The sequence below is a fragment of the Dietzia sp. SYD-A1 genome, from assembly GCF_015356725.1.
Lineage (GTDB): Bacteria > Actinomycetota > Actinomycetes > Mycobacteriales > Mycobacteriaceae > Dietzia.
The window spans coordinates 1-10,497 of record NZ_JADDKI010000216.1; the positions used below are offsets into that span (position 1 = coordinate 1).

12 protein-coding genes are annotated in these 10,497 nt (G+C 70.6%); 4 read left to right on the top strand and 8 right to left on the bottom strand.

The features are described from left to right. Positions 1-1,000: LssY C-terminal domain-containing protein (locus IY392_RS09745; RefSeq protein WP_228549233.1), on the bottom strand; the 1,000-nt coding region annotated here is incomplete at its 3' end. A 61-nt stretch (positions 1,001-1,061) separates the two neighbouring features. Here IY392_RS09745 and IY392_RS09750 point away from each other — a divergent pair. After that, positions 1,062-2,198, top strand: a complete 1,137-nt coding sequence (locus tag IY392_RS09750; RefSeq protein ID WP_194861095.1) for a hypothetical protein — start codon at positions 1,062-1,064, stop codon at positions 2,196-2,198. 47 nt (positions 2,199-2,245) lie between these two features. Here IY392_RS09750 and IY392_RS09755 read toward each other — a convergent pair whose 3' ends face one another. The 3 genes from IY392_RS09755 to IY392_RS09765 all read right to left on the bottom strand — a co-directional run bounded on the left by IY392_RS09755 (position 2,246) and on the right by IY392_RS09765 (position 6,549). Beyond that, positions 2,246-2,914 (bottom strand): YoaK family protein, encoded by a 669-nt coding sequence (locus IY392_RS09755; RefSeq protein ID WP_194861096.1) that lies wholly within the window; start codon positions 2,912-2,914, stop codon positions 2,246-2,248. Between the two features lie 69 nt (positions 2,915-2,983). Then, complete coding sequence (gene purL / locus IY392_RS09760) at positions 2,984-5,284, bottom strand: phosphoribosylformylglycinamidine synthase subunit PurL (protein ID WP_107755789.1); 2,301 nt, start codon at positions 5,282-5,284, stop codon at positions 2,984-2,986. Positions 5,285-5,337: 53 nt separating this feature from the next. After that, positions 5,338-6,549 (bottom strand): trans-acting enoyl reductase family protein, encoded by a 1,212-nt coding sequence (locus tag IY392_RS09765; RefSeq protein WP_182612070.1) that lies wholly within the window; start codon positions 6,547-6,549, stop codon positions 5,338-5,340. A gap of 295 nt (positions 6,550-6,844) precedes the next feature. Here IY392_RS09765 and IY392_RS09770 point away from each other — a divergent pair, with 295 nt between their 5' ends. Next, positions 6,845-7,036 carry a hypothetical protein gene (locus tag IY392_RS09770; protein WP_107755787.1) on the top strand — a complete coding sequence of 64 codons (192 nt, stop codon included), beginning with the start codon at positions 6,845-6,847 and terminating at the stop codon, positions 7,034-7,036. Positions 7,037-7,115: 79 nt separating this feature from the next. On the opposite strand, the gene purQ is transcribed toward IY392_RS09770, so the two are convergent. From purQ to IY392_RS09790, 4 genes are all read right to left on the bottom strand, one after another. Continuing rightward, complete coding sequence (gene purQ / locus IY392_RS09775) at positions 7,116-7,793, bottom strand: phosphoribosylformylglycinamidine synthase subunit PurQ (RefSeq protein WP_182612071.1); 678 nt, start codon at positions 7,791-7,793, stop codon at positions 7,116-7,118. Beyond that, complete coding sequence (gene purS / locus IY392_RS09780) at positions 7,790-8,044, bottom strand: phosphoribosylformylglycinamidine synthase subunit PurS (protein ID WP_182612072.1); 255 nt, start codon at positions 8,042-8,044, stop codon at positions 7,790-7,792. Before purS ends, purQ begins: the two co-directional genes overlap by 4 nt. A gap of 98 nt (positions 8,045-8,142) precedes the next feature. Continuing rightward, positions 8,143-8,862: a DUF2334 domain-containing protein gene (locus IY392_RS09785; RefSeq protein ID WP_107757982.1), complete on the bottom strand. Its 720-nt coding sequence runs from the start codon at positions 8,860-8,862 to the stop codon at positions 8,143-8,145. Between the two features lie 126 nt (positions 8,863-8,988). Beyond that, on the bottom strand, positions 8,989-9,480 hold the full coding sequence (locus tag IY392_RS09790; RefSeq protein WP_107755784.1) for a glutathione peroxidase: 492 nt from the start codon (positions 9,478-9,480) through the stop codon (positions 8,989-8,991). 63 nt (positions 9,481-9,543) lie between these two features. Here IY392_RS09790 and IY392_RS09795 point away from each other — a divergent pair, with 63 nt between their 5' ends. Continuing rightward, positions 9,544-9,840, top strand: a complete 297-nt coding sequence (locus tag IY392_RS09795) for a helix-turn-helix transcriptional regulator (RefSeq protein WP_107755783.1) — start codon at positions 9,544-9,546, stop codon at positions 9,838-9,840. Next, positions 9,837-10,364, top strand: a complete 528-nt coding sequence (locus IY392_RS09800) for a hypothetical protein (RefSeq protein WP_107755782.1) — start codon at positions 9,837-9,839, stop codon at positions 10,362-10,364. The genes IY392_RS09795 and IY392_RS09800 overlap by 4 nt, the downstream gene beginning before the upstream one ends. The last annotated feature ends 133 nt before the right edge of the window (positions 10,365-10,497 follow it).

The window sequence follows — 10,497 nt, forward strand, 5'->3', positions numbered from 1 at the left end:
CCTGGGGGTCGTCGTACCCGCGGGCGGCCCGCACCAGCCCGGCGGGCAGATCGGCCGCGGCGACCTCGGGGACCGGAACGGCCCGCAGGTCCACCACCGGCAGGTCGCCGTCCGTGCGGATCGCGTCGCCCCCGCCGTTCCGGGAGTGATACCCGGCCGAGAAGTTCTCGAGTACGCGGACCTCCGCGGCGGGGACGTGGTACCGGATCGAGGCCACGATGTAGTCGCGCTCCACGTCGATGTCCGCGTCGATCTTGTGGGTCACCTGCAGGGTGAACAGCGACAGCCCCACCGCCCTGTCGTAGGTTCCCGCCCCGAGCCACTGCACGCGATGGCCGCCGGGCAGCAGCCAGCCGTCGGGGCACCGCCAGAACCGGACGTGATGTCGCTGCGCCGCGTTGCCCTCCACCTCCTGTTGGTATGCCAGGCACTGCCTCCGGCCGAAGAGCCGCAGGGGGCTCACCGGCGCCGAGGGGTAGGACCGCCGCAGCACCGAGGACAGGATGATGCCCCAGGACGAGCGGACCGTGACGTCGTCGGCCAGCACCCAACCACAGGCCGTCATGGCCTCGTGGATCTGCCGGGCCGTGCCGTCGACGGCCAGGTTGACCGGGTCCCCCAGCAGACCGTCTGACGTCCGGGTGCGGGCGATGAAGTACCCGGGCACGTAGACCGAGGTGATCATGGTCTGCAGGCGGGGCAGGACCAGATAGGCCACGAGCGCCCAGAACGGGATCAGCAGGAACAGGTGCCACCACGTGTGGCGCCACACCTCGTCCAACAGTCGCCAGCCCAACCATCCGGCCGAGAGGGTGGCCAGGGCGAAGAACACCGTGTCGACGATCTGACCCGGCAGCGCCGGACGGACGTCGTCGTCCCGCACCTTGGACGGCAGGCGGGCGTAGACCGGGGGCCCGGCCTGTGTCTCCGGCCCGGCCGGCCCGGCAGGGTCGTCCGATTCCGCGCCGGGCGACGTGACCGGTCGCTCGCTGGTGGGCATGGCTCGACGATAGTCCGCGGTACGGTCCGCGTGGAGCACGATGACTGCCAGAATATCCCCCGTGTCCACGACAGCTCCGACGCCGGCCAGCAGCCTCGGCGCCCACGAGGATCACCTGCGGGACCTCGGCCTGCCGATGATGATCGTCCCGTCCACGCGGGCCCGGGAGATCCTGGTCCGTTCGGCCGGGGTCAGCGCGGGCCTCGCGGTGGCCACCTCGGGTCTCTCCGCACTGGACCGCTCGAACGACTACGCGGTGGCGCTGCTCGAGCGGGTCGGAGAGGACTCCCCCGAATGGGAGGAGCTGGCGGTGAGCGATCCGATCATCCTCCTGCTCCTGTTGGCACTCGGACTGTTCATCGCTGCGCCGATCCTCGGCTGGTTCGTGGCCCGCGTGGTCCGTCGCGTGGGCCCATTGCCCGGGTCCGTCATCGGGCTCGCCTCGGCGGTCGCGCTCGTCGTGGCGGCCCCGCTGTCCTTCGAACCCCATGACGGCCCCGGCCCGGGCACGACCGTTCTGCTCGCGGCGGGGGTCCTGGTGGGCACCTACGTCGGCGCGGGCTCGCTCGTGCGCTGGTCCGCACGGCGGGTCCGGCGCGAGCTGGGGACCATGGGCCACATGGTGGCCCGGGTCCTGCCGGTCCTCATGTTGGCCGTGCTCTTCCTGTTCTTCAGCGCGGAGATCTGGCAGGTGATGGTGGCCCTGTCCTGGCCGCGGACCTTCGCCGTGGTGGGCGTCATGGGCCTGCTCACGGTCCTCCTCGTGACCATCACCACGCGCGACGACCTCCACGACGAGTTGGAGGCCCGGGCGCCGGGCCGGGAACTGCGGATCGCCGAACGGATCAACGTCCTGCTGGTCCCGGTGATCGCCACCCTGATCCAGGCCGCGCTGTTCGCCTGCCTGGTCTTCCTGTTCTTCGTCTTCCTGGGGTGGATAGCGATCCCCGAGGCCACCGAGACCCGGTGGACGCTCTGGACGACGGAGGGTCTCGGCGGCCTGCTGGCAGGCGTCCCGATCAGCGTGACCCTGGTGCGGGTCTCGCTCACCCTCGCCGCGTTCTCCGCCCTCAACCTGGCCGCCGCGGCGGCCTCAGACTCCGCGCACCGCGCGCGGTTCGTCCGTCCCATGATCGACGAGGTGGTCCATGGCCTCGCCGCGCGGGAGGCCTATCTGCGGGCACGGCGACGAGGCTGAACCAGGCCATCTGGTCCCGGCCTCGGGCCCCACCTCGGCCCCCTGCCTCAAGCCCCTCGGCGCTCCCGCCCGCGCACCCACACGGTCACGACCAGGGCGACGGCCACGACCGCCGCGGCGACGCCCAGCGCGGCCACGCCGAGGACGATCTGGAGTACCGCGCCCGCCACACCGCCCAGCGCGAGTGCCGCCCAGAGCGAGACCTGCTGACGATAGGGCGCCCACGACCCCCCCGCCAGCGCATCCACCAGGCGATGTGCGGACTTGACCACCGCACCGGTCATGTAGGTGACCCCCAGCGAGACCTCGCCCCTGGAGTGGAACACCGAGTTCATGGCCCCCATCGAGGCCGCGACGACAGTCATCGACGCCGGCGCCCCGACGACCGTGGCCGCGGTGAGCTGGTGCACCGCGAGCGATAGCAACAGCAAGGAGGCGACCAGGGCCAGGACGGCCGGGCGGTCGTCCCCGGGCCGGAGCCGGGTCACCACCGCTCCCGCGACCGCTCCGAGGAAGAACGAGACCAGGACGACGGCCGCGATGCCCGCGCCCCCGAGGTCCCCCTCCACCAGATCGACGGCCAGCCGGGTGGAGTTGCCACTCATGAACGAGACGAAGTAACCGCCCACCACCAGGAAGCCGACCGCGTCGACGAAGCCCGCCGTGCCGGCCAGGACCACCGCGAGCACCCGCTCGCGCCTGCGGAGGTCACGCATCGGACCACCTCCGAGCGGCCGCGTTCGGAGCGACCGTACTCGGAGCGGTCTGACTCCGGAGGAGGGGTCTCACACGGGGTCGACGCCGAACAACTCCGGCAGCGTCCCCTCGTGGGCCGCGCGCAGGTCGGCGGTGGTGAGGGTGAACTGCCCCTGGACCTCGAAGGCCTCCGAGTCCGGGTCCGTGACGGCGATGCGGGTGTGCGGGATGTGCTGTGCCGTGAGCATCTGCTGGAACCGGATCTCCTCGCCCCGGGGAACCGACACGATCACGCGGCCGGAGGATTCGGAGAACAGCCACACGAACGGGTCCGCGTCGGCGGGCAACACCACTCTGAGGCCGCACTCCCCGGCGAGGGCCGACTCCACGAGCGCCTGGGCGAGCCCGCCCTCCGACAGGTCGTGTGCGCCGGTGATCAGGCCGTCCTTGGAGCACGTGGCCAGGATCCGGGCGAGCGTGGCCTCCCACTCGAGGTCGACCGTCGGGGGCATGCCGCCGAGGTGCTGGTGGGCGACCTGCGCCCAGATCGAACCGTCGAGCTCGTCCCGGGTCTCACCGAGCAGGTAGACGCTCTCGCCCGGGGTGTCTCCGAACGCGGTCGGGATACGACGCGCGACGTCGTCGATCACCCCGAGCACCCCCACGACGGGAGTGGGCAGGATGGGTGTGGACCCGGTCTGGTTGTAGAAGGACACATTTCCACCGGTCACGGGGATGCCGAGCTCGGCGCAGCCGTCTGCCAGGCCGTGGACGGCCTCGCGGAACTGCCACATGACGCCGGGGTCCTCGGGGGAGCCGAAATTGAGGCAGTTGGTCACGGCGACCGGGAGCGCGCCGGTGACGGCCACGTTCCGGTACGCCTCGGCCAACGCGAGGCGGGCGCCGGTGTACGGGTCCAGCCTGGTGTAGCGCCCCGAGGCGTCGGTCGACAGCGCGATGCCGCGGCCCGACTCCTCATCGATCCGCAGGACCCCGCCGTCCGCGTTCTCCGCCAGGACCGTGTTCCCGCGCACGTAGCGGTCGTACTGCTCGGTGATGAACTTGCGCGAACACAGTGCGGGGCTGGCCACCATGTCGAGGAGCGTGCGACGCAGTTCCTCGCCGGTGGTCGGCCGCGCCAACGAGGCGGTGGTGTCCGCCTGCAGGGCGTCCTGGTCCGCCGGGCGCTCCAGGGGGCGATCGTAGACCGGGCCGTCGTGGGCCACGGTGCGCGGGGGGACGTCCACCACGGTCTCGCCGCGGAACTCGATGGTGAGCCGGTCGCCGTCGGTGACCTCACCGATGTCGGTGGCCAACACGTCCCACCGGCGGCACACCTCCATGAAGGCGTCCACGTTCTCCGGCGCCACCACGGCGCACATCCGCTCCTGCGACTCGCTCGACAGGATCTCCGCCGCCGACATCCCCTCGGCGCGCAGGGGCACGTTGTCCAGCACGACGTGCATCCCGCCGTCACCCGCCGCGGCGAGTTCGGAGGTGGCACAGGCCAGACCCGCTCCCCCGAGGTCCTGGATCCCGACCACGAGCTCCTCGCGGTAGAGCTCGAGACAGCACTCGATGAGCACCTTCTCGGCGAACGGGTCCCCCACCTGGACGCTGGGGAGCTTGCGGGGCTTGACGGGCGCGCCGTGCTCGTCCTCCTCGAAGGTCTCGGAGGCGAGGACGGACACTCCCCCGATCCCGTCGAGTCCTGTCCGGGCGCCGAAGAGGATGATCCGGTTCCCCGTCCCGGACGCGAACGCGAGATGGAGGTCCTCGACCCGCATCACGCCAGCACACAGGGCGTTGACCAGCGGGTTGGCCGCATAGGACTCATCGAAGACGGTCTCACCGCCGAGGTTCGGCAGACCGAGGCAGTTTCCGTAACCGCCGACACCCGCGACGACGCCCGGGAGCACACGGTGGGTGTCGTCCGCGTCGGCCGGGCCGAACCGCAGCTGGTCCATGACCGCCACCGGGCGCGCGCCCATCGCCATGATGTCGCGGACGATCCCGCCGACACCGGTCGCGGCGCCCTGGTACGGCTCGATGTAGGAGGGGTGGTTGTGTGACTCGACCTTGAACGTCACGGCCCACCCGTCACCGATGTCGACCACGCCGGCGTTCTCGCCGATTCCCGCGAGCATGGTGGATCGCATCTCGTCCGTCGTCGTCTCGCCGAAGTAGCGCAGATGCACCTTGGAGGACTTGTACGAGCAGTGCTCCGACCACATGACCGAGTACATGGCCAGCTCGGCGTCCGTGGGCCGACGGCCGAGGATCTCGCGTATCCGGGCGTACTCGTCCTCCTTCAGCCCGAGTTCGGCCCACGGCTGGGCGAGCTCGGGGGTGTCGGAGGCGTGCGAGATGGAATCCACGTGAGTCGTCACGGGGGCGAGTCTAGTCGGCCCCCGGCGGCCCGCGAATCCGCTCCCGGCCGGGGCTAGGTGGACAGCACCTCGAAGGTCAGACCCCCGCGCTCGACGCGCGCGAGGAGCGCGTCCCCCATCGCCTGGGCGGTGGTGAGTTGCCCCGCGAGAGCGGGGAGCTCGTCGAAGGCCAGGCACAGGGCCGACTCCGCGATCATCATGGAGGTCTCGGTGTATCCGGGGTCACCGCCGCAGACCCGGGTGACCACCCGACGCCCACCCGCCAACGCCACGAAGGTCACGTCGAACGACGACCGGGCGCGGCGGGACTCGCTCGGCCCGGCGCCACGATCGATCCTCTTGAGAAGCTGAGACCTGATGGGGCCGATCTGCGCACCCACGGCCAGCGCCCCGACCCCGACCATGCCCGCCGTCGCGGTCAGAGGCGATTTGACCGAGGCGTAGTGCGCGTAGCTGAAGTCCGGGCCGTAGCTCTCCAACGCGGCCGCCGAGCGCAGGACGATCTGCGGGTCGATCGTGGGCAGGGGGACCAACCAGCGACCGAGGACGCTGTCGTGGTGCGGCTTGCCCGTCACCGACTTGATGCGCCGACCCTCGACCCTGCCCTCCTTCGCGCGCCGCGCCTTTGCGGTGCGGGCGGCCTGGCGGAGCCTGGCGAACTGGCCGATGGCCGAGTGGTAGGTGCCGCCGGAGAACTGGGCGTCGGCGTGGACCGCGCCGTACACGGCCACCGGTACCCCCTCGGGGACCTGCTTCATGGTGTAGTACACGCCCAGGTCGTGGGGGATGGAGTCGAACCCGCACGCGTGGATGATGCGCGCGCCGGAGGCCACGGCCGTGTCGTGGTACTCGAGGTACATGCGGTCGGCGAACTCGGGCTCGCCCGTGAGGTCGACGTAGTCGGTACCGGCCTCCGCACAGGCGGCGACGAGCGGTTCGCCGTACTCGAGGTACGGGCCCACGGTGGTGAGCACGACACGGGCCGACCCGGCCATGTCCGCCAGTGACTCCGGATCCCCGGTGTCCGCCACCACGATCCCCGGGGCCGGGACGTCGGGCATCTCGGCGCTGAGCCTGGCCACGAGCGCATCGAGCTTCACCCTCGACCGGCCCGCCACCGCCCACGCGCCCCCCTCGGGGAGGTTGCGCATCAGGTAGTCGGCGACCAGGCCGCCGGTGTAGCCGGTCGCACCGTAGACGACGATGTCGAACGGCCGGTGGGATCTGTCGGACGCGGACTCGGGCTGGGTGGTGGATTCGCTCACCCCACGGTTCTACCGCATTCCACGCCTACCGCAGTCCACGGGTCCGGCGACCGCTGCCGGTCCGGAGGATCGAACGCCCGCATCCATGAGGGCCGGCAGGACGGGCGATCCGCCGAGCTCCGGTCTGCCCACACCCACTCGAGGGTCAGAATCTCAGCAAACACTAATGTAACGAACTGGACGCAATAGTCCCCACGTGTCCAACTCCGGGTGCAGACTCGCCTGTACCTGCGACCACCAGGGTGGCAGGCATCAACCCCGAGACCGTTCGGGGCGGTTACGTAAAGGAGACCACATGGACCTCGTCGGTTCGGTCAGCGAAATCATCCTTCCCATCATCGGAGAGGCCTCGGGCAGCGTCGGCGAGCCCACCGGGTCCTCCGCGGTGGACACCCTCACGCAGGCCGCGTTCATCCTCCCGGGCCTGCTGCTGAACATCCTCGGTGGAGCCGGGGCGGATATCGGGAGCAGCGCCCCGGCCTTCTGATCGCGGACCCACCCTGCTGAACGACGGGCCCGCCGGGAGTGATCCCGGCGGGCCCGTCGTGGCGAGTAGAGGTCTCGGGTCAGGCGGTGACCACCGAGTCGAGGGCGGACAGGAACAGCCCCAGGCCGTCGTCGGAGGGGCCGGTCAGCGGGTCGATCGCGTGCTCCGGGTGGGGCATGAGGCCCACGACCCGGCCGTTCTCCGAGCAGATACCGGCGATGCCGTTGGTCGATCCGTTGGGGGCGTCGCCGGCGAAGCGGAACACCACTCGCCCCTCGCCCTCGAGCTGCGCGATCGTCTCCGCCGTGGCCATGAAGCGCCCCTCGCCGGACTTGAGGGGGATGAGGATCTCGGCCCCCTGCTCGAACCGCCCGGTCCACGCGGTGTCGGTGTTCTCCACGCGCAGCCACTCGTCGCGGCACACGAAGTGCATGTCGCGGTTGCGCCCGAGGGCACCGGGCAGCAGGCCCGCCTCACACAGGATCTGGAAGCCGTTGCAGATGCCCAGCACCGGCATCCCTCCCCGGGCGGCCGCGATGACCTCGCCCATGACGGGTGCCATCGAGGCGATCGCGCCGCAACGCAGGTAGTCGCCGTAGGAGAATCCGCCGGGCACCACCACGGCGTCGACCCCCTTGAGGTCGGCGTCGTCGTGCCACAACGAGACGGCCTCCGCGCCGGACCTGGTCACGGCCCGCGAGGCGTCGATGTCGTCGAGCGTGCCGGGGAAGGTGATGACGCCGACCCGTGCGCTCACGAGGCCACCTCCGCGGTGTCCACGCGCACGACCGTCCAGTCCTCGATGACCGTGTTGGCCAGGAGCGACGACGCGATCTCCTCGAGTTCGGCGTCGGACACCTCGTCGGACACCTCGAGCTCGAACCGCTTGCCCTGACGGACGTCGGTCACGCCCGTGTGGCCGAGACGGCCCAGGGCCCGGTGGATGGCCTGCCCCTGCGGATCGAGGATCTCGGCCTTGGGCATGACTTCGACGACGACTCGGGCCACGGTGGATCTCCTCGATCGGTGGAAACGCGGGGGCGGACCCGGACCGGCCGGGGCTCGGCTGCCAATCGTACTAGGAGTCGGCGGGGCCACCGAATGGCTCAGGCCGCGGGGGCCAGTGCGACCGCCGGCCATTCGTAGCGTCCGGCGATCGCCCCGTACTCCCCGGTCACCCGATCCACCGCGTCCAACAACGCCGACCGCGGTGCGCGGCGCGAGAGCTGGGTGGCGGAGACGTTGACGCGCACCAGACCTCCCGACGCCGCCGTCCGACAGGCTGCGGTGACGAGGGCCCGGCACCACCAGGCGTCGGCGATGAAGCCCTCCCCGATCGACAGCGCCCGTCCACGCTCCGTGGTCCCGCGGACCACGTCATGGACGCCGACGAGGGAGGCGCAGAGCCGGAAGCCCGCGCCGGGCAGCGCCTCGAGGCACCCCGGCGAGGCGTTCCACCGAGGAGGTGCGAAAAGCCGCGTCCTCAGGCCCATATCGGCCATGATCCGGTCCGCAGCGGCGAGACGGACTGCCGCCTCCGCAGGTCCGATCGCGGCGAACTCGGGCCGGCGCGGTCGGGTAGCCGCCTCGTCGTATCCACCCAGCACGATCGAGTCACCCCGCTCGCGACGGTGCCGGAGCCACCCCTGGGTGGCCCGGTCCTCGGTCATCCGGTATTCACGCCCCCGCCTCGGCGCGACGAGCAATGAGACTGGCACGCGTCGCCGTTCGAGGTCGCCGACCAGGTCGACCGCTCCCTCGAGAGTGGAGTCCCGCAGACCCGAGACGGAGACGATGAGGCGGGCGGTGGCCGGGCGCGATGTCATGGTCGCCATGGTCGCAGCCCCATGTGACGGAGCGACGACGGCGAGGTGTACGTCCGGTGGCCCTACGGGAGGTGACGCCCCGGCCGGACGTGACGCCCCGGCCGGACGTGACGCGCCGGGACGGGGTCAGACCGGGAGGACGTCCTCGATCGCCTCGGTGAGCTCGGGGGCGCCCGGCTCCACCTTGGGACGGAAGCGACCCACGACCTCTCCCGCGGGGGAGAGCAGGAATTTCTCGAAGTTCCACTGCACGTCACCGGCCTGGCCGTCGGCGTCGGCGACCGCGGTCAGCTCCGCGTACAGCGGGTGGCGATCCGGGCCGTTGACGTCGACCTTGGCCGCCAGCGGGAAGGAGATCCCGTACTTCTCGGTGGTGAACTTCTTGATCGCGTCCTCGTCACCGGGCTCCTGACCCATGAACTGGTTGCACGGGAAGCCCAGGACGAAGAACCCGCGGTCCCGGTAGTCGTCCGCCAGTTCCTGCAGACCCTCGTACTGCGGGGTGAGTCCACACTCGCTGGCCACGTTGACCACCAGGACGGCGTGCCCCGCGTAGTCACCGAGCCGGGCCTGTTCGCCGTCGATGGTCGTGAAGGTGATGTCGTGGAGGCTGCTCATGTGAGCCAGAATACGCCGTCGGCAGACTTGACAGATCGTTGGGTTTTTACAACACTGCATTGCATGAGCCCAGTGCGACGGGGAGAAAAGCTCCCCATCTACAACCGGATTGCCGTCCTGCGGGCCGAGCACCGACTCAGCCGGGCCTCGCTCGCCGAACGGATCGAGGTCAACCCCCAGACCGTGGGGGCGCTCGAACGGGGCGACCACTACCCCAGCCTGGATCTGGCCTTCCGCATCTGCGCGGTGTTCGACCTGCCCGTCGAGGCCGTGTTCTCCCGGGACGAGTTCCAGCCGATGTCCACCGAGATCTACCGCCGCACACCACCGGACACACCACGAGCAGAGGACACACCATGAACTCGATCGCCGACGACACCCTGACCGCCGCCGAGCGCCGTTACGAGACGACCGTCGGCCGACTCTCCGGCAGCCTGCCCTCCTGGCGCACCCCCGAGCGTCGCCGACTGCTGGTCCGGTTGAACTGGGCGTGCGTCGCGGTCATGGCGCTGATCGCCCTGGCCGGGTTCTTCTGGCTCCCCATCGTGATCGCCTGGGTGCCGATGGCGGTGGCGATCTGTACGGTGTGGACGATGCTGCGCACCGTCATCGACGTCAAGGACACCGCCCCGCCGCGCTACCTCGACGAGTTCGAGACGCAGACACTCCTGCGCGCCAGGTCCACCGCGCTGTCGGTGCTCGTGGGACTCTGTTTCGTGACCGGGATCGTGCTGGTCTTCGGATCCTCCTTGGAACTCGGGGACGGCCATCGCCTCGCCTACGCGATGGGCGGGGTCGCGATCCTGGGTGTCTTCGTCGGCGGGATCATCCCCGCCGCCGCGATGGCCGGGACCATGGACCCCGCCGACGACGACGAGCGCTGACCACACCCGTCGAGAACGACTGTCGGGCACAACCGCGCTCGAACACTGCAGCCACACGCGAGATTTCGTGTGTGGCTGCAGTGCTTGCGCGCGTGTGCCGGCCGGGCGCGTGTGCCGGCCGGGCGCGCGTGCC